Source organism: Phytoactinopolyspora halotolerans, assembly GCF_010550675.1.
GTDB lineage: Bacteria > Actinomycetota > Actinomycetes > Jiangellales > Jiangellaceae > Phytoactinopolyspora > Phytoactinopolyspora halotolerans.
In genome coordinates this window covers 302,448-324,027 of record NZ_JAAGOA010000005.1, presented here as the reverse complement: position 1 = coordinate 324,027, position 21,580 = coordinate 302,448, and the positions used below count along the sequence as shown (strand labels likewise).

General features: G+C 68.5%; 24 protein-coding genes. 8 read left to right on the top strand and 16 right to left on the bottom strand.

The features are described from left to right. Window positions 1–102 precede the first annotated feature (102 nt). The 6 genes from G1H10_RS09755 to G1H10_RS09730 all read right to left on the bottom strand — a co-directional run bounded on the left by G1H10_RS09755 (window position 103) and on the right by G1H10_RS09730 (window position 5,271). Complete coding sequence (locus G1H10_RS09755) at window positions 103–978, bottom strand: IclR family transcriptional regulator (RefSeq protein ID WP_163736150.1); 876 nt, start codon at window positions 976–978, stop codon at window positions 103–105. 154 nt (window positions 979–1,132) lie between these two features. Beyond that, window positions 1,133–2,002 carry an SDR family NAD(P)-dependent oxidoreductase gene (locus tag G1H10_RS09750; protein WP_216853081.1) on the bottom strand — a complete coding sequence of 290 codons (870 nt, stop codon included), beginning with the start codon at window positions 2,000–2,002 and terminating at the stop codon, window positions 1,133–1,135. A gap of 62 nt (window positions 2,003–2,064) precedes the next feature. Next, the gene (locus G1H10_RS09745; RefSeq protein WP_163736147.1) at window positions 2,065–3,105 is read right to left on the bottom strand and encodes a hypothetical protein; all 1,041 of its coding nucleotides are present in this window, start codon (window positions 3,103–3,105) and stop codon (window positions 2,065–2,067) included. Further along, window positions 3,102–3,656, bottom strand: a complete 555-nt coding sequence (locus tag G1H10_RS09740; protein WP_163736144.1) for a UGSC family (seleno)protein — start codon at window positions 3,654–3,656, stop codon at window positions 3,102–3,104. Before G1H10_RS09740 ends, G1H10_RS09745 begins: the two co-directional genes overlap by 4 nt. Before the next feature lie 166 nt (window positions 3,657–3,822). Next, window positions 3,823–4,899, bottom strand: a complete 1,077-nt coding sequence (locus G1H10_RS09735; protein ID WP_216853080.1) for a hypothetical protein — start codon at window positions 4,897–4,899, stop codon at window positions 3,823–3,825. Between the two features lie 114 nt (window positions 4,900–5,013). Further along, the gene (locus tag G1H10_RS09730; RefSeq protein WP_163736142.1) at window positions 5,014–5,271 is read right to left on the bottom strand and encodes a hypothetical protein; all 258 of its coding nucleotides are present in this window, start codon (window positions 5,269–5,271) and stop codon (window positions 5,014–5,016) included. 260 nt (window positions 5,272–5,531) lie between these two features. Between G1H10_RS09730 and trxB the strand changes: the two genes are divergently transcribed. Further along, window positions 5,532–6,497 carry a thioredoxin-disulfide reductase gene (gene trxB, locus G1H10_RS09725; protein WP_174264239.1) on the top strand — a complete coding sequence of 322 codons (966 nt, stop codon included), beginning with the start codon at window positions 5,532–5,534 and terminating at the stop codon, window positions 6,495–6,497. Window positions 6,498–6,506: 9 nt separating this feature from the next. After that, entirely contained in the window at window positions 6,507–6,830 is a 324-nt protein-coding gene (gene trxA / locus G1H10_RS09720; RefSeq protein ID WP_163736137.1) for a thioredoxin, read from the top strand. 118 nt (window positions 6,831–6,948) lie between these two features. On the opposite strand, the gene G1H10_RS09715 is transcribed toward trxA, so the two are convergent. The 7 genes from G1H10_RS09715 to G1H10_RS33890 all read right to left on the bottom strand — a co-directional run bounded on the left by G1H10_RS09715 (window position 6,949) and on the right by G1H10_RS33890 (window position 13,960). Continuing rightward, window positions 6,949–7,791: a class III extradiol dioxygenase family protein gene (locus G1H10_RS09715; protein WP_163736133.1), complete on the bottom strand. Its 843-nt coding sequence runs from the start codon at window positions 7,789–7,791 to the stop codon at window positions 6,949–6,951. A 4-nt stretch (window positions 7,792–7,795) separates the two neighbouring features. Beyond that, window positions 7,796–8,182 (bottom strand): extradiol ring-cleavage dioxygenase, encoded by a 387-nt coding sequence (locus G1H10_RS09710; RefSeq protein ID WP_163736131.1) that lies wholly within the window; start codon window positions 8,180–8,182, stop codon window positions 7,796–7,798. A gap of 38 nt (window positions 8,183–8,220) precedes the next feature. Further along, window positions 8,221–9,621 (bottom strand): syringate O-demethylase, encoded by a 1,401-nt coding sequence (gene desA, locus G1H10_RS09705; RefSeq protein ID WP_163736128.1) that lies wholly within the window; start codon window positions 9,619–9,621, stop codon window positions 8,221–8,223. 136 nt (window positions 9,622–9,757) lie between these two features. Next, a complete protein-coding gene (locus tag G1H10_RS09700; protein ID WP_163736125.1) occupies window positions 9,758–10,468 on the bottom strand; it encodes a 4-carboxy-4-hydroxy-2-oxoadipate aldolase/oxaloacetate decarboxylase in 711 nt (236 codons plus the stop codon). A 134-nt stretch (window positions 10,469–10,602) separates the two neighbouring features. Beyond that, window positions 10,603–11,346 (bottom strand): PIG-L deacetylase family protein, encoded by a 744-nt coding sequence (locus G1H10_RS09695; protein WP_174264195.1) that lies wholly within the window; start codon window positions 11,344–11,346, stop codon window positions 10,603–10,605. Between the two features lie 314 nt (window positions 11,347–11,660). Next, entirely contained in the window at window positions 11,661–12,350 is a 690-nt protein-coding gene (locus tag G1H10_RS09690) for a response regulator (protein WP_163736122.1), read from the bottom strand. After that, window positions 12,347–13,960, bottom strand: coding sequence for a sensor histidine kinase (locus G1H10_RS33890; protein ID WP_163736118.1), 1,614 nt, complete (start codon window positions 13,958–13,960; stop codon window positions 12,347–12,349). Before G1H10_RS33890 ends, G1H10_RS09690 begins: the two co-directional genes overlap by 4 nt. 243 nt (window positions 13,961–14,203) lie before the next feature. On the opposite strand from G1H10_RS33890, the gene G1H10_RS09680 reads away from it, so the two are divergent. The 5 genes from G1H10_RS09680 to G1H10_RS09660 all read left to right on the top strand — a co-directional run bounded on the left by G1H10_RS09680 (window position 14,204) and on the right by G1H10_RS09660 (window position 17,649). Beyond that, on the top strand, window positions 14,204–14,911 hold the full coding sequence (locus G1H10_RS09680; RefSeq protein ID WP_163736116.1) for an alpha/beta fold hydrolase: 708 nt from the start codon (window positions 14,204–14,206) through the stop codon (window positions 14,909–14,911). 72 nt (window positions 14,912–14,983) lie between these two features. Further along, window positions 14,984–15,259 carry a muconolactone Delta-isomerase gene (locus G1H10_RS09675; RefSeq protein WP_163736113.1) on the top strand — a complete coding sequence of 92 codons (276 nt, stop codon included), beginning with the start codon at window positions 14,984–14,986 and terminating at the stop codon, window positions 15,257–15,259. A gap of 209 nt (window positions 15,260–15,468) precedes the next feature. After that, window positions 15,469–16,371 carry a methylenetetrahydrofolate reductase gene (locus G1H10_RS09670; protein WP_163736110.1) on the top strand — a complete coding sequence of 301 codons (903 nt, stop codon included), beginning with the start codon at window positions 15,469–15,471 and terminating at the stop codon, window positions 16,369–16,371. Beyond that, a complete protein-coding gene (purU, locus tag G1H10_RS09665) occupies window positions 16,368–17,258 on the top strand; it encodes a formyltetrahydrofolate deformylase (RefSeq protein WP_163736107.1) in 891 nt (296 codons plus the stop codon). Before G1H10_RS09670 ends, purU begins: the two co-directional genes overlap by 4 nt. Before the next feature lie 145 nt (window positions 17,259–17,403). Beyond that, the gene (locus tag G1H10_RS09660) at window positions 17,404–17,649 is read left to right on the top strand and encodes a DUF2630 family protein (RefSeq protein WP_163736104.1); all 246 of its coding nucleotides are present in this window, start codon (window positions 17,404–17,406) and stop codon (window positions 17,647–17,649) included. Between the two features lie 91 nt (window positions 17,650–17,740). On the opposite strand, the gene G1H10_RS09655 is transcribed toward G1H10_RS09660, so the two are convergent. From G1H10_RS09655 to G1H10_RS09645, 3 genes are read right to left on the bottom strand one after another with little or no spacing between them, the layout of a single operon-like run. Then, window positions 17,741–18,934, bottom strand: coding sequence for an RNA polymerase sigma factor (locus G1H10_RS09655; RefSeq protein WP_163736101.1), 1,194 nt, complete (start codon window positions 18,932–18,934; stop codon window positions 17,741–17,743). 10 nt (window positions 18,935–18,944) lie between these two features. Continuing rightward, on the bottom strand, window positions 18,945–19,283 hold the full coding sequence (locus G1H10_RS09650; RefSeq protein WP_163736099.1) for a YciI family protein: 339 nt from the start codon (window positions 19,281–19,283) through the stop codon (window positions 18,945–18,947). Window positions 19,284–19,304: 21 nt separating this feature from the next. Beyond that, window positions 19,305–19,781, bottom strand: coding sequence for a VOC family protein (locus tag G1H10_RS09645; RefSeq protein WP_163736096.1), 477 nt, complete (start codon window positions 19,779–19,781; stop codon window positions 19,305–19,307). Between the two features lie 325 nt (window positions 19,782–20,106). On the opposite strand from G1H10_RS09645, the gene G1H10_RS09640 reads away from it, so the two are divergent. Continuing rightward, on the top strand, window positions 20,107–21,576 hold the full coding sequence (locus G1H10_RS09640; RefSeq protein WP_163736094.1) for an ATP-binding protein: 1,470 nt from the start codon (window positions 20,107–20,109) through the stop codon (window positions 21,574–21,576). The last annotated feature ends 4 nt before the right edge of the window (window positions 21,577–21,580 follow it).

Sequence of the window (21,580 nt, the reverse complement as noted above, 5' to 3'; positions counted from 1 at the left end):
TCCGGGATGAAACCATCGACATCGTCGCAGCTATGGCTGAGGTTCCGTCGATAGATTCGGCTGCTTCCGCCTCGGTGATGTCCGGCTCGGGACCACGTCGTTCTACAGCAGGCCGGCGTGGCGGCGGTTGAAGTCGATGGTCCGCGGATCGAGCGTCCCGTCCGTCGTGCGCAGGCAACGAGAGATCCGGTTGGCGGTGAGGCGGACCTGTTCGACCAGGCATCGCGGGTCATGCCGGTCCGTGGAGTAGACCATGCCGACGGCGGTCTCCACCGTGCCGTCGGCGCCCATCACCGGCGCCGCAACGGATCCGGCGTGCATGGCCACGCATTTCGAGGCGATGGCGTAGCCGTTGGTTCGCACCGTCCGCAGGCGGTCCCGCAGGACCGATTCGTCGGTGATGGTGTGCTGGGTGTATCGCTTCAGCGGTTCGCGGAGATACGCCCGCAGGGTGGCCTCGTCCGAGAAAGCGAGCAGGACCAGTCCGGTGGCCGTGACATGCATCCGCAGGCGGCCGCCGATCCGGTTCTCGCCGGTGTAGTTCGGGTGCGCCCGCAGCGCCTCGAGGTACATGACGTCCATGCCGTCGCGGACGGACAGGTTGACGGTCATGCCGGTCCGGCGGTGCAACTCCACCAGGTGCGGTAGCGCCGCCTCTCGCAGCCGCAGCGCCTGCGTCGAGGCGGAGGCCAGGGCGAGGATCTTGCTGCTGAGCCGGTAGCGGCCGTCGTCGTCGAGCTCCAGGCCTCCCCACTGAAGCACTTCCTTGGCGAGCCGGTGAGTGGTGGTCAGGGACAGCTCCGCGTACCGGCTGATCTCCGAGAGGGTGAGCGCGCCACCACCGCGGGTGAAGGCGTCGAGCAGTGCCAATACCCGCCCGGCCGCCGTACGCTTGCCGCCGGACAGGTCGGCCGAGACAGGCGCGTCTCCGTGCCGCGCAGCGGTGTCAGCCTGGTCCGCGTCTGTCCGTTCTGGCATCGGAGATGCTCACCTCGAACCTCACAGCGACGCCGCCGGTGACGCCGCTACCGTGTCTGGACACGGTACTCGGGCGCGGCGCGGTTCCCGAGAGGTGTTTTCACCCTGCGGAATACCCGTCGGGCAGGTCGATCCGGACGACGGAATCGGCAGGTCAGGACGTCTCTCGTGAGGTGGAGCCGGGGCGCGGCGAGCCGGCGGCGCCGGTGTTCCGCATCGCGAATCCGCCGCCGTCGACAGCGAGGACCTGGCCGGAGATCCAACGGGCCTGGTCGGTGGAGAGGAAGAACGCGGCGGAGGCGATGTCCCACGGGTTGCCCTCCGCCTGGAGGGCGACGTTCTTCCGCCGCAGCTCGCGCATCTCCTCGTCCATTCCTCGAGCGGCGAACGCGCCCCAGATCATGCCGACGCGCACGCAGTTGACCCGGATGCCGCGCGGGGCGAGCGTGCTGGCCGCACCGGTGGTGAGCTTCTCCAGGGCGGTCTTGGCGATGCTGTACGGCATGCCGGGCCCGCGCCCCTCGGCGGCGCCGGACGAGATCGTGACGATGGAGCCGCCTCGGCCCATGTGCTCCTGCACGTGCCGCATGAGCAACCAGGCGGAGGTGCAGTTGACATCGATCGCCTTGTACCAGTCCTCGGGGCTCGCGTCGAAGATCGACGTGGCGCCCCCGCCGCCGATCGAGGTGGCGACGACGTCGATCTGTCCGAATTGGTCGAGCACCCGGGATACGGCGTCGGCCACGGACGCGTCGTCGGTGACGTCGACGTCGAAGGTCTCCGCTTCGCCGCCCTCGTCCCGGATGGCGCCGACCGTCCGCTCGCCGGCCGTCCGATCCCGGTCGAGCACGGCGACGCGGGCGCCACTGCGGGCGTACAACCAGGCGATGGCGAAACCGACATTGCCGAGCGGGCCGCTCAGCCCACCGCCCGCCACCACCGCGACCTTCCCCTTCAGCCACGGCGGGTCGGCGGTGGCGAGGGGATCCTCGATGGACTGCGGCCATGTCTCGTTGAGCGTCATGGGGTCTCCTCCTCGGCGTCGTCGCCGGACGGTGCGGTCGATACTACGGATGTCGGGGTGGGTCACCGGATCGGGAAGGATCGCCCCGACCAGGTGGAGAAGATCCTGACCACCATCGACATCGCGGCGTTGCGCGAGCCGGCGACGATGATGGGCAGGTTCGCCGGGCGCGCGTCCGCGAAGACGGGGTGGACGTGATCGGGGGCGAACGGACCGTCCGGCAGTTGTCCGCTCAGGCCCTTGCCGACCGCCGCGAGCTCGGCCTCGGTCTTGCTTGCGTGGCCGACGATCCACTCGCGCACGTCCTGCTTGTCCATTCCGGCCTCGGCGAAAACCCGCGCGTGGTCGGGGTTGAGGACGATCGCGGCGGAGGAGTGCCGGAAGATCCACGAGCCGGATCGGGAGAGGGTGTCGGCGAAGTCCCGCAGCACCTCTTCCGGGTCGGAGAAGTGCCGGTTGTCGACGAACTCGCAGGTTCGGACGAGCGTCGCGGTGACGCTGTCCGCGCCGGCCGGCAGCCCACCGTCGACCGACAGCGGCTCCCACGGGCTGTGCTCCTCGTCCTCCCCGATGAGCATCGTCCACCGGCCGGGCAACCCTTGCGTGGCCTGCTCCAGCGCGTGCGGGATCACCCGGAAGCTGTTGCGCACGGTCAGGCCGATGGCACGTGGGATGGTGGCGTTCGGCCGGAAGCCCGGTCCGAGCACGCCGCCGGTCGAGTTGATCCCCAGTTCCGCGCGGATCGGGCCGTTGACGATGACGAACGGCGCCGGGCCGGACGTCGACTGCCAGCCGCCCCCGAGCGCTGAGCGCTCGGCCGAGAGCGCGTCCCAGGCGGCGAGCACCACCGGGAAGTACTCGGGTCGGCAACCGGCCATGACGGCGTGGACGGCGAGGTCCCGGACCGTGGCTTCGCGATCGAGCTGGGGTAGCCGGGCGACGATCTCGTCTTCATCGCGGCTGGTGTGCACGAGAAACGCCTGCACGGACTCCTCGGTCGCCGGCACCAGCGGGAGGCCGTCCGACCACCCCCGCTCGAAGAGGTACTCGCTGACGTGGCCGGCGGTGGCCGGCTCGAGCTCGGACGTGACCGGGCTGCTCACGCCGCCTCGCTGGCGGGACGGCCGACGAGCAGCCGTTCGGCGACACGTTCGGCGAGTCCGCCTGCGCGCTGGGCGATCTGCTCCCCGGTGAGGTTCGCGATGGGATGCTCGGTCAGGATGAACGGGTATGCCTGGTCGCCCTTGAGCTCGGCCATCGCCTGCGAGGTGGTCTCGAAGGCATCGGTGCAGATGACGGCGGCGGGCAGGCCGGCCTGCTCCAGCCGGATCCCGTCCGCCACGGCCGAGGCGCTGCACGAACCGCAATCGCCGACGCCGATGACGACGACATCGCACCCGGCCAGGAGCTCGTCGACGAGGTCGTCGGGCAACGGCATCGCGAACTGTTTCTTGATCAGTGGGACCAGGGGTCCGGTGCCGTGCCGCTCGGCGAGCACGTGGCCCACAGCGTCCAGCACCTGGGCAGCGTTGCGCTTGCCGTTCTCCAACAGGCCGACGCGTAGGTCACGCAGCTGCTCCGGCCGCGACGCGTCGGTACCTGCGGCCGTGACGGTGCTCCGGCTCTTGGTCGGGTCGATGATTCCACCGCTCATGGTTTCCCTCCGCATGTGTGTCCGCTCCACTATGCGCGGGGTGGGCGGCGTCTCGCCGCCGCGCTTCCGTGACGCGGAACGGCGTCTCCCACAGCGCTGATGATCATGAACAGTAACCGTGCACATGGCACGGTTACTGTTCATGATCATGGGGTTGGGGCGGAGTTCACCGCAGCGGGAAGGACCGCCCGGACCAGGTCGAGAAGATGCGGACGACCATCGACATCGCGGCATTGCGGGAGCCGGCGACGACGATCGGCAGGCTGGCCGGGCTCGCGTCGGCCAGGACCGGGTGGAAATGGTCCGGCTCGAACGGGCCTTCGGCAAGGTGGCTCAGGCCTTTTCCGACGGCGGCCAGTTCTGCCTCGGTCTTGCCGGCGTGGGTGGCGATCCACTCCCGCACGTCCTGCTTGTCCAGGCCGGCATCGGCGAAGAGCTGGGCATGCTCGGGGTTCAGCACGATCGCCACCGAGGAATGCCGGAAGATCCATGGCCCGGCCCGCTGGATCGTGTCGGCGAAGTCGCGCAGGACCTCGATCGGATCGGCGAAGTGCCGGTTGTCGACGAACTCACAGGTGCGCACCAGCATCGCCGACACCGCGTCCGCGCCGGGCCGCAGACCGCCGTCCACGGACAGCGGCTCCCACGGGCTGTTCTCCTCGTCCTCGCCGATGCATATCGTCCACCTGCCGGGGATGCCCTGAGTGGCCTGCTCGAGCTTGTGCGGCACGATGCCGAAGCTGTTGCGGACGGTCAGCCCGAGGGCGCGTGGCACGGTGGCGTTCGGCCGGAAGCCGGGTCCGAGCACCCCTCCGCGGCTGTTGATCCCCAGGCCGGACCGGATGGGACCGTTGACGATGACCAACGGCGCCGGACCGCTGGTGCTCTGCCAGCCGCCGCCCAGCACGGACGGCTCGGCGGACAGGGCGTCCCAGGCGGTGAGGACGAGTGGAAGGTACTCCGGCCGGCATCCGGCCATGACCGCGTGGGTGGCCACGTCGCGGACGGTCGCCGTCCGGCCCAGCTGCGGCAGCCGGGCGACGATCTCGTCGGGGTCGCGGTCGGTATGCGCCAGGAAGGTCTTCACCGACTCCTCGGTGGCCGGTACCAACGGCAGGCCGTCCGACCAGCCCTGGTCATAGAGATACTCGGTGACCAGGGCGGACGCTACCGGATCGAGTCCGTCGACCGCGGATGCCTCGCTCACGCGGCCGTCCCCGCCGGGCTCATGTCCGACCACCATGATCCACCTCCCTGTGTGCCGAGCACCAACTATGGGACACGGCGGCGGCCGCGGGCGTGTGCGCTTCCGCGTCACGGAAGCGCGTCGGCGCCGGCGGCCGCGGAACCGACCGGCTCAGTGCTCGCCGGCCGGCAACACGACATGGTCGAGCCGGTACGGGGTGGCCTCCAGCGCCTCGGACATGATCGCCTCCATCACCGGCTGCGGGACCAGGCAGTCGGCACAGGCGTCCGGCCCGGCCTCGACCTGCACGACCACCTGATCCTCCCCGCTCTTCGACCAGGTGAGCAGGTAGCCGTCATTGGCCAGCATGTCGCGGAACTGCTGCAACGCGGCATCCACCGCGGCGCTGTCGTCGACGTTCTGGGTCATCACTCGTCTCCTCGTCTGCGGCGCGGGCCGACTATTGCGTCGTCGGTCAGCACAACACGGAGACCGGGCGCGGACGAGAGGGGCTTTCGCTCGCTGGAAGACCAGATCCGCTGCGTCGCCACAGACGGCCCGAACGGTTTCCCGTCCAACGGAAGGGAAGCTTCCTCGAGCGCCGCGCTCAGCGATAGTCAGGTATCGCATCCAGCACCGGCGTCCACCCTGGGCGCCGGTCTCGAGACAAGGAGCGATCCGTGCGCACCATGGTCATCGTCGGTTCCGGACCGGCCGCGTTCACCGCGGCGATCTACGCGTCCCGCGCCGGCCTGCAACCGCTCCTGGCGGCGAGTTCGGTCCAGGCCGGCGGGGAGCTGATGAACACCACCGAGGTGGAGAACTACCCGGGTTTTCCGGACGGCATCCTCGGGCCGGACCTGATGGCGAGGTTCCAGGCACAGGCCGAGCGGTTCGGCACCGAGATCGTCCACGACGACGTCACCGAACTCGACCTCGACACAGGTGTCAAGCGGGTGCAGCTCAGCGACGGCACCGTGCACGAGTGTGCGACGGTGATCGTCGCGACCGGTTCGGCGTACCGGAAGCTGGGGCTCGCCGAAGAGGAGCGGCTGTCCGGGCACGGCCTGTCCTGGTGCGCCACCTGTGACGGCTTCTTCTTCCGGGACAAGACGATCGCGGTGGTCGGCGGTGGCGACTCGGCGATGGAGGAGGCGATGTTCCTCACCCGGTTCGCCGAGCGGGTCTACGTCGTGCACCGCCGGGAGCGGCTCCGCGCGTCGCACATCATGCAGCAGCGGGCGTTCCAGAACCCGAAGATCACCTTCGTGTGGAACTCGCAGGTGACCGCGGTCCACGGCGACGACGCGGTCACCGGGGTGCGGTTGCGCGACACCGTGACGGGGGAGCAGCGCGACCTCGACCTGGACGGACTGTTCGTCGCCATCGGCCACGATCCGCGCACCCACCTGGTGCACGGGAAGCTGAAGCTCACCACGGACGGCACCATCGCGGTGGACGGCCGCTCGTCGCGGACCTCGGTCGACGGCGTGTTCGCCGCCGGCGACGTGGTCGACCCGCACTACCGTCAGGCCATCACCGCGGCCGGCTCGGGTGCCGCCGCCGCTCTGGACGCCGAGGCGTATCTCGCCGCGCTGGCGTCCCCCGCTCCGGACGGCGAAGCGTCGTCGATCCGGCCCGGACAGTACACCTGAGGAGGACCCATGCCGACACGTGCCGTCGATGCGAACACGTTCGACGACGAGGTGCTGCGCAATGAGAGACCGGTGCTGGTCGACTTCTGGGCGGAGTGGTGCGGACCGTGCCGCGCGCTCGGGCCCGTGCTGGACCAGCTGGCGGACAGCCTCCACGACCGACTAGACGTCGTGAAGGTCAATGTCGACAGTGCTCCGCAACTCGCGGCGCGTTACCGGGTCACCTCGCTGCCGGTGCTGAAGATCTTCCGCGGCGGTGCGGTGGTGCACACCATCACCGGTGCCCAGCCCCGCGCGGCCATCGAAGAAGAGCTCGCCGCCCACCTCGGGTAGTCGGTGAGCAGGCGGGCCGCTCTCTGCTTCAGGCTCGCCGGCCACGTTCACTGGTCGGACCCCGATGCCCGGAGCGTCGTCGCATCCGGGCACCGGGGCCAGGTTCGATGCCTGGTTCTCAGTCCTCTTCCAGCAGGATCATGCCGGCGCCGGTCATCGATGCGGGTGCGAAATAGTGCCGGTGGCGGACGGTCACCTGCTGGTTGAGCGCCCCGCGCATCACCAGCCACATGATCAGTTCACCGCCCTCGGAGCCGAATGTCTGCACGTACTTCTCCCGGCTCCAGCCGGCCAGTTCGTCCGGCCGATCGGCGATGTCCCGCAGGAACTGCTGATCCGCGTCGGGATTCAGAAACCCCGCCCGGGCACCCTGCAGCTGATGGGAAAGGCCGCCGGTGCCGATGACGACGAACCGCTGGTCGCTGTCGTAACTCTCGATCGCCCTGCGCAGGACCTTGCCCAGGTTGTAGAGGCGGCTCGGCAGCGGGATCGGGTACTGCAGGACGTTGACGAAGATCGGTACCACGGTGACCGGCCATTCGTTCTCCGGGCGGCCCCAGAACAGCTCCATCGGTACCTGGAGGCCGTGGTCCACCTTGATCTCCTGGATGATCTCCGGATCGAAGTGGTTCTCCACCAGGGTGTCGATGAGGTGCCAGGAGAAGTCCGCGGCGCCGCGGAACGGAGGAACCTGCCGTGGCCCCCAGCCCTCATCCACCGGGTGATATTCGTCGGCGCAACCCACACCGAAGGTGGGCACCCGGTCCAGGAACATCGCGTTGTAATGGTCGTTGAAGATCACCACCGCGACGTCCGGCCGATGGTACCGGATCCACTCCTGCGCCGGGAGATACCCGTCGAAGAACGGCTGCCATTCGGGCGTGTCTCGAAGGCCCTTGTCCATCGCGGCTGCGATCGAGGGAACGTGCGACGTTCCCAGACCGCCGATGAGCGTTGCCATCGCCTCACACCTTCTTCCCGAGGCGTTCCCGCAGGAACGTCTCATGATCCATGCCGACCTGGTGCGCGCCGATCTCGGTGATCCGGATGGGATCGACGGCGGAGATCTTGAGGATGAAGAACAGGTTGCCGCCGAGCCGGATCATCTCGCGCCAGTCGCGGCGCATCACGGCGTCCTTCTCCTCCGCGTTGAGCCCGAACCGATCCAGGTAGGCGGCCTCGTCGGCCTTGAACGCTTCCCGGTTCGCCGGGTCACCCAGGCCCATCGCCATCTTGTTGATCCGGTAGCCGCGCAGCTGCCGTTTCCGGTCGAGCAGCGGTGTGTCCGGGATGGTGTCGTCGTCCCGAGCCGGCTCGTGCCCGGAACCGGCGGGTTCACGAGTCTGTGTCATCGTTGCCTCCTCCTCTTCCGGCCCGCGTCGGCGGACGCTCAGCCGGCGGCGGTACGCCAGCCGCCGTCGGCGTAGACCTTCCGGGCGACCTCGGCGTAAGGCACCGGGCTCACCGTCGCGCCGAGTTCGACCTGGGTATGCGGCTCCACGGTCAGCTTGCGCGTGCCGCCGTCGGGCTCGCCCCAGAGCAGCGACACCTGTGCGCCGGGGACCGCGTGCTCCGCGTCGACCATCGCCAAGGCCAGGATGGTGCGCTCGTTGAAGCTGTACCCGATCCAGGTGGAGATGCCGGTCGGCTTGCCGTTGACCTGCACGAGATCGTAGGGGTGCATCGCGTAGACGGCGGACGGGAACTCGAACCACTTGGCCGACTCGCCGCGCTGAAGCTGGGTGCCGACCGCGTCCTGGAAGTCGCTCGGGTGGATCGCCAGCGTGACCTTCTTGCGGTGCGGTCCGTCCGCCATCGCCTCCAGCGCTTCGCGGCCGATGAAGTCGTGGTCGAACTTGACGAAGCCGCCGTAGCCGAGGTCCCACGGCGTCAGGTAGTAGTCCTCGATCCGCTGAGACACGAAGCTGCCGCCGATGGAGGCGTTCGCCTCGTAACCGTTGGCGGGCAGCCACTGCCGGTAGGCCTTGAGCGACTCACCGGTGTAGATGGCGGGAAGCGGCGACGGGATCCAGCCCGACTCGAGCGCGTTGGACGAGTAGCACCGGCCCCCGACCAGCCGCAGACCGAACTCGGCGCCCGCGGCGACCAGGGCCTCGTGCACGGCGTCGCCGTCGACCCACGGACCGAAGAGCTCGTAGCCCGGCTGGCCGGCCATGCCGTGCCGCAGCGCACGCACCTCCTTGCCGGCGATCGATACCCGGGTCATGTGGAAGAACTTCAGCTCCGGCGCCGGCGCGCCGGTCACCTTCTCCATCAGGGCGAGCGCGTTCGGGCCCTGGATCTGGTAGCGGTAGTGCCTGCGGTTGAACGGGTCGGGCCGCGCCGCGGACCGCTCGTCGAGGGAGGTGGAGACGTCGTATCCACCGGTCTCGGCGTGGAACCGGACCCAGTTCAACGCCGGGATGCGGCCCACCAGGTTGAATGTGTTCTCCGCCAGATAGAACAGGATCACGTCGCCGATGACGTAGCCCTCCGGGGTGCAGGGCACGAACTGCTTGGCCCGGTCGACCGTGAAGTTCGCGAAGCTGTTGAAGCCGAGGTAGGAGAGCAGCTTCAGTGCGTCCGGCCCTTCGACCAGCAGCTCGGCCATGTGGAACGACTGGTTGAAGAGCACGCAGGTGTTCTGCCAGGCCAGCTGCTCGTCGCGCCAGTTGGTGTACTCGGCCTGCACTCCGGGGTAGGGGTTCGGTCCCGCGGGCAGGTTGCGCAGGTAGTCCGGAATGTCGGTCTGAACGCCGTCGATGATCTCTTGCAGACTGGGCGCGGTCATGGGGTCTCCTCGAAGATCGCTGCTGGTGGCCCTGTGTGTCCTGGACGTTACGCCGTGGGATCAGCCGGCGGATCGCGCAAAGTGACGGCTCATGCCGGCCGCGCCGTCGCGGCCGGCCTACGACGCTTGACGTAGGTCAGCCGTCCACGTCCGGGTCGTCGACGTACCGGACACCGAGGTGCTCGAGCGTGCTGCGCAGCCCGTAGATGTCGAGCCCGAGCACGCCGTTGCGGAACTGTTCGCGCTTCTCCTCCTCGGCGGCGAGCCGGGCGGCCGAGCGCTCGGCCACCGCCACGACGTCCTCGCGGTGGACGACCAGGACCCCATCGTCGTCGGCGACGATCGCGTCCCCCGGCTCCAGGTAGGCCCCGCCCAGCACGATCGGGACGTTCACCGAACCGGGGGTCGACTTGACCGTGCCTTGAGCGTTGATCGCGCGCGACCAGACCGGAAAACCCATCGTGGTCAGATCGGCGACGTCGCGGACCCCGGCGTCGATCACGAGGCCGGCGACGCCCCGTGCCATCAGCGAGGTGGCGAGCAGTTCACCGAACATCCCGTCGTGCGAGAGCGAGGTCGTCGCGACCGCAAGGATGTCGCCCGGCTCGCACTGCTCCACCGCGGCGTGGATCATCAGGTTGTCCGCGGGGTGGCTGAGCACGGTCACCGCCCGCCCGGCGATGCGGGCGCCCGGATAGATGGGGCGCAGGTCGGGGGAGACCAGGCCGCGTCGGCCCATGGCCTCGTGCGCGGTGGCGACACCCGCCTCGGCCAGCGAGGCGACCGCGTCCGGATCCGGCCGCCGCCGGCTGCGGACGACGACGTGACCTCTGCTGAATCCGCTCATGTCGTCTGGTCGCGCTCCGCTCGTCGCGTCGCCGCTCAATTCGTCTGGTCGCGCTCCGCTCCTCGCTCCCTGCTCGGGCGGCTGCGCTCGTTCCTCGCTACGCCGACCACTCCGCTCGCTCGTCGCGTCGCCGCTCATATCAACTCGCTTCCGACCACGGGGAACATCCGCTGATAAGCCTCGGCGTGCAGCACGGCGGAGCCGGCCCCGTTCCGCCGGGCCTGCTGGCCGCGTCGCCGGCCCAGCTCGGTGTAGTACTCGATCAGGTGGCTCTGTGCGGACATGACCTCCATCGCCTTCTGCTTGCGGTCGAAGACCGGGGTGATGTCGAGCAACAGGTTCGGGGTGAACCCGCAGACCTCGGGCTGGTGCGGCTCGAACATGAGCACCTGGGTGGCACCGATCGGCGTGGTGCCGCGGTCGTGCCCCATCGCCTGGGCGATCATCCGGGTCAGCAGCGCGGTCTCGTGTGCGGTGTTGTGGTCACGGTTGTAGGGGTCGTTCGGCACGTGCGTCAGCAGCACGTCCGGCTGTACGGCCCGCAGCGCGGCGACGATCCGCTCGTTGTCCTCGGCGGAGACGACCAGCGGGTAGTCCCCGAGATCGTAGAAGTCGACCTGGACCTCCAGCGCGGCGGCGGCCGCCTCGGCCTCTTCGCGGCGGATCCGTTTGACCGTCGCCATGTCCATTCCCTCGCGCTTCCACAGTCCCTGCGCCTCGCCGCGTTCTCCGAAGCTGAGGCAGATCACCTGGACGGTGTCTCCTCGCGCCGCCGAGAGGGCCAGGGCGCCTCCGGCGCGCCAGACGAAGTCGCCGGAATGGGCGGTGATCGCGACGACCGAACGGGACGGCCGGGACTCGCTGCTCAGATCAGGCATCGGCACATTCCTTCCTCCGCACAGGTTGGGCAGGCGGACTGCCGGGAACGTGGTCGACGTTACGGAGCGCGGAGCTGCGCCGGATCACCGCGACGTTGATTCGCCACGGGACGGACGACGCGTCCCGGCCGAGACATTCGACGTAGAGATCCCGTGGAGACGTGCTGCCGAGAAAAGCGGCGTTGCGTGGAAGCTCGGTGTTGCTGAGGGGACCATGTGGAGGCTTGGTGCAGAGAGGGCGGGCCGCGTGGAGGCGTGGTGACGGTGGGACCGGCACGTGCCGGACCTTCGCCGGATCACGGGACTGCGCGCTTTCAGCTCGCCGGGTTGACGAGTCCTTCGCGGATCGCCAGCAGCACCGCCTGAGTCCGCGAGCGCAACCCCAGCTTGCCCAGCAGGTTGCTGACGTGCGTGCGGGCGGTCCGTTCGCTGATCACCAGCTGGTCAGCGATCTCCCGGTTCGACTTGCCCTGAGCGATCAGCACCAGCACGTCCCGCTCCCGGTTGGTCAGGCCGCCGACGCCCGTGTTCGGCTTGCGCATCTGCTGCGCCAGCTGCCGGGCCACAGCTGCGTCCAAGAAGACCTCGTCCCGGGCGGCGGCGTGGATGGCCTCGACCACCTCCGCCGGGCCCGCGTCTTTGAGCAGATAGCCGGCCGCACCGTTCTCCAGCGCCACATTGACCCGTTCGACCTCGCCGAACCCGGTCAGGACGACCACACGCATGGTGGGATATCGCCGAAGGATCTCCGCGGTCGCCGCCACGCCGTCCATCTCCGGCATCATCAGATCCATCAAGACCACCCGCGGCATCGGCAGCCCCAGCACCGTCAGCGAGTCCAGCCGTTCCAGCGCTTCCCGGCCGTTTCCTGCCTCTCCGACCACTGTGACATCGTCGAGGATCTCGAGGTAGGCGGTGACCCCGCGGCGGACCACCGCGTGATCGTCCACCACGAAGACCCCGATGGTCTCGGTATCCGATGCGCTCACCGTCGGCCCTCTCATTCGGTGCCTCCTTGCTCGCGGACGGGAACGGCACCCGTCGGGACGTTCTCCGGTAGCGGTAACACCAGGCGCACGACGGTTCCCTCGCCGGGTGCCGATCGGGCCGTGAGGTTGCCGCCCCAGCGCCGGGCGCGTTCCCGCATCGCCGTCATACCGAATCCTCCTTCTGACGATTCCGGCGTTAGCTCCGTGTGCGCCAGGCCGCGCCCGTCGTCGGTCACGGTCGCGCGGAGCCAGCGTCGGCCCCCGCGACGTCGAGCCGTCAAGGCGATCCGCACCTGCGAACCCTCAGAGTGCTTGATGCTGTTGTAGAGCGCCTCCGCGATCACTCGATAGGCGTCCTCGCAGCGTTCGCCCTTGAGCCCGCGCAGCTCCCGCTCCGGATCCTCGACGGCGACCTGGATGTCCAGCTCGCATCGGGAACGCGTGCTCTCGACCAGCGAGCCGATCGCGGCCGGCAGGCCGTCGTCGGTCGCCGGGGCCGGGTGCAGGTCGGTCACCATGGCGCGCAGATCCTTCAGCACCACCTGGGTGGTCTGGGCGAGTTCCCGGGCGACCTGGTGCACGAAGGAATGCTCGACGCCACCCTCCCGCCCGGCCAGCGTCGACAGCGTCTCCACCTGCATGCCCATGGAGAAGACCTGCTGGACCGCGGAGTCGTGCAGGTCGCGTGCCAGACGCTGCCGCTCCTGCTGGATCGCGACCGCCCGTTCCCGCTCCACCAGGGCCGCGTAATCCGCGGCCTGCGCCGCCTGCGCAGCCATGGCGAGCAGGAAGTCCACCGTGTTCTGCCCGACCTCGCGGCCAGGCTCGAAGTAGGCGTTGAGCACGCCCACCGCTTTGCCTCCGGCGATCAACGGCACGCTGGCGAACCAGTCCCACTCCGGATAGCGCAGGTGCTCCCGCAGCGGCGCCCAGGCTGGATCGGTCATGATGACGTCGTAGCGATGCGGCATCACCACGGGCCGGCGGGTGGTGAACGCCTTCATGATCGCGAGCTCGGCGCCGGCGTCGCGGCACTCCAGCAGCAGGTCGAAGAAGTTCGGCGGGCTGTCGAATCCGGCCGTGCCGAGCACCTGGAACCGCTCGCCGGTCGGGTCGACGGTGAGGACCTGCACGGCGGCGAGTGTGTCCGCCTCGAACACCTCGCCGGCCAGCGCATCGAGCGTGCTCCGCAGGGAGCGCTGGTCGGCGACCTGAGAGGCGACCGAGGCGATCGCGGAGAGCCGGCGCTGGTGCCGGCGTGCGACGGTCACATCCCGGAACAGGACCACCGCGTCGCCGGAGTCGGCCAGCGGGCGCAGACGGTACGCGAACTCCCGGTAGGTCCCCGGATGCGGGAACCAGACGGCCAGCTGTTCGCCGGTGTCGACCGGCTCGCCGTGCCCCGGTGGCGGATCGCCGCGGCCGTCCGGGGCGGGGAACGGGGACTCGCTGCCGAGCAGCTGTGCCCGCTCGACGCCGCAGAGCCGAGCGGCCGCCGGATTGACGAACACGAAGCGGCGTTCGCCGTCGATGACCGCGACACCCTCGGGTGCCTGGTCGAGCACCATGGCCGCGTCCACCCCGGCCAGCCGGTCATCCGGCTCCACTGTGAGCGCATGCCCCATTGCCGGCGTCCTCCTCGTCGGGCGGTCCGGTACCCGTTGAGCGTCTTCGAGCCAACGTAAGCCGCTCGGGCCGAACGGCGCTCCCGGCATTCCGCTCAGCGGAAGTACGACGAATGACGTAGCCGGCCTGGGCGGACGTCCGTCCCGTTCCGGGTCAGCGGACCCATCCGCGGCGACCGGCCGCCCTCTACCGTCGGTCCGTATGACACATCGAACGCGGGCCCGCACGGCGCGTGGTGCGGTATGAGCGCCGTTGTGCTGGTTCACGGCGCCTGGCACGGCGGCTGGTGTTGGGGCCGGCTGCGTCCGCTGCTGGAGGCGGCCGGGCATCGTGTCTACACCCCGACCCTGACCGGCCTGTCCGACCGCGCGCACCTGCTCTCGCCCAGCGTCGGCCTGGATACCCACGTGACCGACGTCGTCCGCCTGATCGACGCCGAGGGGTGCGGACCGGTCACCCTGGTGGGGCACAGCTATGCCGGGCAGGTGGTGACGGCCGTCGCCGACGCGCGGCCCGACCTCGTCGCGCGCCGTGTCTACCTGGACGCCTTCATCGGCGAGGACGGTCAGGCCGCCATCGATCTGCTCCCGGAGCAGGTCGCCGACCACTATCGGGAGTCGGTGGCCGGTCCGGGGTTCGGCTGGCTGATCCCGCCGCGGTCGCTGTCCGTGCTCGGCGTGACCGACGACGCCGACCTGGCCTGGCTGACGCCGCGGCTCACACCGCACCCGTGGCTCACCTACACGCAGCCGCTGCGGCTGTCGGGTGCCGTGGACGACGTTCCGGCGGCGTACGTGGACTGCGTGGACTGGATGCAGGTCTTCGCGCCGTACGCGGAACGTGCGCGCTCCGCCGGCTGGCCGGTTCACACCCTGCACACCGGGCATGAGGCCATGGTCACCGCGCCGAAGGAGCTGGCCGAGGCGCTGCTCGCGATCCTCTCCGCCTGAGCGCCTGCCACCGGCCGTGTCTGACCGGCCTCAGCGTTGAACCCGACCGCAGCTTGATGACTGGAGGATGACGTGGAGTTCCTGGTCCGATTCGAGACGCGACTTCCCGACGAGATGAGCCAGGAGCGGCGCGCGGAGTTGCGCTCGGCCGAGCGAGCCCGGGCGGATGAGCTGCGCCAGGCCGGCATGCTCAAGCGACTCTGGCGGGTGCCGGGCCGGCGCGCCGCCGTCGGCCTGTGGGAAGCCCCGGACGCGACGGCGTTGCACGACGCGCTGGCATCACTGCCCCAGTTCGCCTGGATGGATGTGACCGTCGAAGCGCTTGCGACGCATCCGCAGGAGGTGTGACGGCGGCGGTCGAGCCCAGCACCGTCTACGTCACATGTCGTATCCCGTCCAGGACCTCTCACCTGCATGAATTCGGTCGTCGGCGGCATGTGCCCCGGCGGCGCGCACCCTAGCGTCGATCGTGACGCCGAAAGGCCCGACCGGGTTCCGGGCCGTCGTAGGTGAACCACGCCCGGCGCATGACCATCGACGAAAGGTGTGCGCGTACGATGCTCTCCGAACACCCGGCCGACGTTCCCGCAGTCGCGCCGCCGTCCGTGCGGCGACAGCCACTTGCGGACGCGCTCCGGACGCTCAGCTATGAGATCCTTCCGTTCGCGAGCACCGAGGACGCGGTGCTCGCGAACGTCCCCCGCTCGATCCCACTCAGCATCACCACCACGCAGGCCAAGGGTCTGGAACGGACGGTCGACCTGGCGGTGCGGCTCTCCGCGCACGGCTATGCGACCGCCCCGCACCTCGCGGCCCGGCAGGTCCGGGACCGTCGGCACCTGGAGGATCTGGTCGCGCGGCTGGCCGCGGGCAAGGTCAGTAGCGTCTTCGTGATCGGCGGGGACGCCGACACACCGGCGGGAGAGTTCGCCGACGCGCTCGGACTGCTGCGTGCCCTGGAGGAGCGCGGCCACCACTTCGAACGGGTCGGCATCGGCGGTTACCCCGAGGGTCACGCCGCCATCGACGCCGCCCTGATCGAGCAGGCGATGCGGGACAAGGCCGCGTACGCGACCCACATCGTCACTCAGCTGTGCTTCGACTCGGCGACCACCGTTGCCTGGGCCCGCCGACTCAAGGCGTCCGGTGTGGCCTTGCCGGTCCAGGTCGGCCTCCCCGGAGCGGTCAGCCGGCAGAAGCTGATCCGGATCTCCGCCGGGCTGGGGCTCGGCCAATCGGCCCGCTTCCTGAAGAAGCAGCAGAACATGCTCTGGCGGTTCTTCCTCCCCGGCGGTTACCGGCCCGACCGGCTGGTCAACCGGCTGGCTCCGCGGCTGGGTGAGCGGGATACCGCCCTTCATCGCTTCCACCTGTTCACGTTCAACGAGCTGGAACGGACCGAGGCCTGGCGACGCGCCTGGCTCGACCGGCTCTCGACCGCCCACGAGGAGGGCAGATGACGGTCAACGTCAACGTCCCCGCCACCCGGGACACCGGACAGTGCGTGCTCACGCTCTCCTGCCCGGACGCGCCCGGCATCGTCTACGCCGTGGCCGAGTTCCTGGTCCGGCACGAATGCACCATCGTGCAGAGTCAGCAGTTCGACGACCAGGACACCAACACGTTCTTCATGCGGGTCCAGTTCAGCCATGCCCGCGGCGAGCAGCTCTCGCTGTCGGCCTTGCAGCGGGAGTTCGAGCCGATCGCCACCCGGCTCGCCATGAAGTGGCGGCTGGTCGATGCACATGAGCGGCAACGGGTGCTGATCATGGTGAGCAAGTTCGGCCACTGCCTGAACGACCTGCTGTACCGCAACTCGGTGGGCGAGCTGGCCCTGGACGTCGTCGGCGTGGTGTCGAACCATCCCGATCTCGGCGCGATGGCGGAGCATTACGGTGTTCCGTACCACCATGTCCCGGTCACGCCGGACACCAAGCCGGATGCCGAGGCGAAACTGATGGAGATCGTCGATGCCGAGGACGTAGACCTGGTGGTCTTGGCCCGCTACATGCAGATCCTCTCCGACGATCTCTGTAAGCGACTCGAGGGCCGGGCGATCAACATCCACCACTCGATGCTGCCGAGTTTCAAGGGCGCACGCCCCTACCACCAGGCGCACGAGCGTGGCGTCAAGCTGGTCGGCGCGACCGCGCATTACGTCACGTCCGACCTGGACGAGGGGCCGATCATCGCGCAACAGGTCACCCCGGTCGACCATTCGATGAGCGCGGACGAGTTCGTCGCCCGGGGTCGTGAGGTGGAGAGCCGTACGTTGGCCCGCGCGGTGCGCTGGCACACCGAGAACCGCATCGTCATCAGCGGGAACCGCACGGTGATCCTGTCCTGATGGGTCCGGCCGGGCGGAGTCGTCCGGCGGCGGTCGGAGAACCCGTTCGGTCGGCGGTCCGGGCACCCGTTCCTGCGGCGGGCGACGAGATGGCGCGCATATCGTGGGCAGAGACGGCGCAGGCCCGCCACAGGATGGAGTGGATATGGACGACCAGCAGATTCTCGTCCAGATCAATGAACTCGTGGATGAAGAGCACCGGCTCCGGGATCAGCTACAGCGCGGTGAGATCTCGACCGACGAGGAACGCGCCCGGTTGTCCTCACTGGAGAAGTCCCTGGACCAGTGCTGGGACCTGCTTCGCCAGCGCCGGGCCCGGGAAGACGCCGGGCAGGACCCGGACAGTGCTGAGACGCGGCCGGCGGAAGAGGTCGAGCGTTACCTGCAGTAGACGACCGGGACCGGCCGTGACTTCCTGAGTGTGCGTAACGCTTGGGCGGCTCCAGAGCCGTTGACGCGTTACACAGACTCAGGAAGCGCCATCAGGACCAGTTGAGGCGTTCGTGCAAGACCGCCTGTTCGGCGGGGTTGGCAGTGAGCTTCACCGCGCGCTCGTCCGCCTCCCGCGCGTCGACCGGACGGCCGAGCTCGCGGAGCAGGTCCGCCCGGGTGGCGTGGTAGAGGTGGTACTCGTCGAGCTCGCCGGCCAGCGCGTCCAGCTCCGCCATCGCCGCCCGTGCCCCGGTGGCGTACCGGACGGCGACAGCGCGATGGAGCCGGGTGACCGGTGACGGCTGCAGGTGCAGAAGCATGTCGTACAGCAGGACGATCTGTTCCCAGTCCGTCTCCTCGAATGCGGCGGCCTCCGCATGACACGCCACGATCGCGGCCTGAAGCTGGTACGGGCCCGGACGGTGCTGTTTGGCGGCGCGAGTCAGCAGCTGCGTCGCCGCGATGATGGTCTCCCGGTCCCATCGGGCTCGGTCCTGGTCCGGCAGCCGCACCAGTCGGCCGTCGTCGTCGAATCGGCTGGTGGTCCGCGCCCGGTGCAGACGGATCAGCGCGAGCAACCCCGCCACCTCCGGTTCGGTCGGCATCAGCCCGTGCAGAAGGTCTGCCAGCCATTCGGCGTCGTCGGTGAGGTCACGCGAATACGCCCGGTCGGAGGTGGAGAGGTACCCCTCGTTGAAGAGCAAGTAGATCACCGCGAGGACCTCGGTGAGGCGTTCGCCCAGTTCGTCGTCGGCGGGGATCCGGTACGGGATGCCCGCGTCGGTGATCTTCCGCTTGGCGCGGGTGATGCGTTGCGCGACGGCGGTCTCGGTCACCAGGAACGCCCGCGCGATCTGCGCCGTCGTCAGGCCGCAGACCACCCGCAGCGTGAGAGCGATCTGCGCCGGGCGGGGCAGTGCGGGGTGACAGCAGGTGAAGATCAGCCGCAGCCGTTCGTCCGGATCGGGCTGGACCGGCCATTGCAGCTGGGCCAGCTTGGAGCGGTAGTTGTCCTCGCGTCGCAGCAGGTCCAGTCCGCGTCGGCGGGCGACTGTGAACAGCCAGGCGTCCGGACGGTCGGGGATTCCGTCCTCCGGCCAGCGCTGCAGCGCGGCCACCACGGCATCCTGCACCAAGTCCTCCGCGGTGGCGAAGTCGCGGGTGAGATGCATCAGCGACGCAGCCAGTTTGCCCGCGTGCTCACGGACCACGCGGGCAAGCTCGGCGTGCGATACCTCGGTCACCTTCGTGCTCTCACTCGACCGGCCGGATCTCCACGACGGGACAGCCGGGCCAGTCCTTGGCCACGCGCAGCGCCTCGTCGAGATCGGCGACCTCGATCTCGGCGAACCCGCTGACCACTTCCTTGCCCTCGACGAACGGGCCGTCGGTGACCACCGGGTCACCGCCCTCCATCCGGACTGTCGTGGCGGTCCCGGGCTCCTGCAGCTTCCGGTGCGAACGGATCTTGTCGCCGTGCGTGGCGAACCACTCTCCGACCCGCTGGTATGCCCGGTCGCGTTCGCTCTGGCTCATGGCCTCCAGGTCGTCGGCGAACTGCTCGGTCTCCACGAACAACAGGACATACTTCATGTTCTCCATCCCTTCCCCGGGTCAGCCCTGCAGTTCGGCCAGGCGCCGCCCCATCTCCTCCTCCGAGACGTCTTCCATGTGCGTGGCCACGGTCCAGCTGTGGCCGAACGGGTCGACGATGTAGCCGTCCCGGTCGCCGTAGAACTGATCTTGCGGCTCCCGCTTCAGCGTTGCACCGAGTTCCACCGCTCGGGCTACGGTGGCATCCACGTCCTCAACATAGATGAACTGGAAACACGGGGTGCCGCTCAGTCCGCCGGCCGGGGGCGCCTGTGTTCCCATCATCGGAGACGCGTCTTCCACAATGAGGACCGAGTCTCCTATCTCGATCTCGGCGTGCGCGATGGTTCCGTCCGGGCCGGGGAAGCGCATCCGTTCCGTCGCGCCGAATACCTCGGCGTAGAAATCCAGCGCTTTGGTGGCGCCGTCGACCACCAGGCACGGGGTGACGCGACGGTACGTGTTCGGAATCGGGTTGGGCTTGGCTGTCGACGTCATCTGACTTCCTCTCACTCGAAGGCCGCGCCGGACGTTCCGGTGGCAGCCGGCCGGTGAACATCCGTGCTCACCTGCCCTTCTACTACAAGGACGATCGGCAGCCGACCGGATCCGACAACCGGGGCGAAGAATCTGTCACGCCCGGTGAATATTCAGCGGCGGTCGCCGTGGCCGGTCGCGCGGCGACCGGCGTCGCTGGGTCGTAGCCATCCGAGGCTGTGAGTCCGGGCCAAGTCGGCGCTATCGTCTGGTGAGGCCACCTCTGAGATGGTCGGCGGTCTTGTGCAGCTGTATAACCTGGCTTAGTCTAAGGTAGATTAGACAGATGGATGTCTTCCGATTCGCCGCCCGCGACGAGTTCGTCAACCGTGTCGCTGACTTGGCTCGCCTCGAAGACTGGTGGTCTGGCTCCGAGCGCAACGTACTAGCACTCTACGGACGTCGTCGCGTTGGCAAGTCATGGTTGTTTCGCACGTTTGCAGATGGAAAACCGGCGGTCGTGCTCGTAGCCGACCGGCGCGCCGAAGGACAGCAGTTGAACCGCTTCGCCGATCGGCTCGCGCCGCACTTGGGCTTTCGGCCGGATCTGCCCGACTTGACGGCGTTGTTCGGTGTTCTATACCAACTTGCGCGGCAGCAGAAGGTATTGGTTGTCATCGACGAGTTTCCCTATCTACTTCCCTCTCTCGCGGCCCGGCGCGACGAGATTCTCACTGCAGTCCAAGCGGTGATGGAAGATCGCGACTCCGCCGAGCTGAAGCTGATTCTGTGTGGGTCGCATATCGGGCAGATGACGACGCTCCTCAGCGAATCGAGCCCGCTGCGTGGCCGCCTCACGCCGCTGTCGGTAGAGCCACTACGGTTCGCCGAGGCGCAGGCGTTCATGCCGGATCTCAATGCTCAAGAACGCGTAGAACGTTACGCGGTCGCCGGTGGCATGAGCCTCTACCTCGACGAACTGGGCCGCAGCCCGAGTGACCTTCCCGAACGTGTGTGCGAGCGTGTTCTCGACCATCGTGGGCCACTGTTCAACGACCCTCGCGAGGTGCTCGAGGAGGAGCTACGACAGCCAAGCGTCTACTTCTCACTGCTTGAGGAGCTTGCCTTCGGCATGCGTTCGATCGGCGATCTGGCGACTGCCCTTGGTAGGCGTAGTAATGAGCTGAGCCAATACCTTGACACGTTGAAAGACCTGAGGCTTGTTGAGCGGATTGCGCCCGTCACCGCGGACCGAACGTTCCGTGATCATCGTTACCGTGTTGCCGACGGATTCCTCAGGTTCTGGTTTCGCTTCGTATTCAACTTCCAGGAGGACCTGCGGGCAGGACTCCGGCCACGTGATCACTACGACGGTGAGATCGCTCCCGTACTCGCCGACCACGTCGCGCCTGTATTCGAGTCCCTGTGCCGTGAATGGACGCGCAGCTGTCTTGGTGCGACGGCCAGCCGAGTAGGTGCGTGGTGGGGCAACTCCCTCAACACATACAGACGCAGTGGCGAGCGCCAAGTTGAAGAGATCGACATTGTCGGCTTGCAGCGCTCCACCATCACGATTGTCGGCGAATGTAAGTGGACGAACCGTGCGATGACGCCGAAGGTCCTCACCGACCTCGAAACCTACAAACTGCCGGCCATGGGACAAGCGAAGCTGCGTTTCCCCGCTTCCGGCCCGCTCATCGTGCTCTTTTCCCGCAGCTTCACTGACGGCCTTATCGAGATGGCCGGCACCCGTCCGGACGTCCGCCTAGTGGCGCTGGACGAACTCGTATCGGACCTGATCAGGGCCGAGGCATGAGAGC